This window comes from Gilliamella sp. Imp1-1, assembly GCF_001690415.1.
In the GTDB taxonomy this organism is placed as follows: domain Bacteria; phylum Pseudomonadota; class Gammaproteobacteria; order Enterobacterales; family Orbaceae; genus Gilliamella; species Gilliamella bombi.
The window spans coordinates 1-736 of record NZ_LZHK01000136.1; the positions used below are offsets into that span (position 1 = coordinate 1).

At 36.8% G+C, this 736-nt stretch carries 2 protein-coding genes; one reads left to right on the forward strand and one right to left on the reverse strand.

The genetic code is table 11. The annotated features are described in order from the left end of the window. Positions 1-27 precede the first annotated feature (27 nt). Positions 28-330, reverse strand: a complete 303-nt coding sequence (locus tag A9G38_RS11200; RefSeq protein WP_034915944.1) for an IS3 family transposase — start codon at positions 328-330, stop codon at positions 28-30. 148 nt (positions 331-478) lie between these two features. Here A9G38_RS11200 and A9G38_RS11205 point away from each other — a divergent pair. Beyond that, the coding region (locus A9G38_RS11205) for a transposase (protein ID WP_141671662.1) at positions 479-736 on the forward strand (258 nt) is incomplete at its 3' end.

Genomic DNA, 736 nt, shown 5'->3' on the forward strand with positions numbered 1-736 from the left:
AGCTGTATCGATGCTTATTATGTAAAATTAACTCGATTTTCTTCCCATTATCAACGCCGCTTGCTTTAGGATATCATTCTCCATTAACAAACGTTTATTCTCTTTGCGTAGCGCGATAAGTTCGTTCTCTTCAGTTCGACGATTATCTTTTGCGATGAATGAGCCGGTAGTTTGGTACTGCATTATCCAATTATCTAATGCTGATTTGGTGAGGTCATACTCTGCGACGATATCCGCACGTTTTTTACCATTTTGATATAGCATGACCATTTGTTTTTTGAACTCGTTAGTAAAGCTACGTTTTGCTCTTCGTGATGAATCGATTGCCATTGTTGTTACCTTCTCTTATTTTTAGTTTATCATAACAATGACCTTATAAAACTGGTACTAGGGCGTGTTGATCTTTCATGATTATTTTTTAGACGGCATGATGTGAGTTATAATAATTCAGCCAAAAACAACCATAACTCGATTCATCATGCCAAGAACAATGCTAACAGATAAACGGTGGGAAAAGCTACTACAAATAATGAAAAATACCGGCCGAGTTTATAATAAATCCGAGCATCGGATGACGTTTGAAGGGATCCTTTTCCGAATGAGAACCGGTATTCCTTGGCGAGATTTGCCAGAAGAGTTTGGTGAATGGAGCACTGTCTATAGGCGATTTAATTTGTGGTCTAAAAAAGGAATATTAGTTGATATTTTCAAACATTTATCACAACTAGCGGATTTT

Coding starts and splice junctions, on each gene's coding strand:
- A9G38_RS11200 (WP_034915944.1), bottom strand. CDS start 330: ATGGCAATCGATTCATCACGAAGAGCAAAACGTAGCTTTACTAACGAG.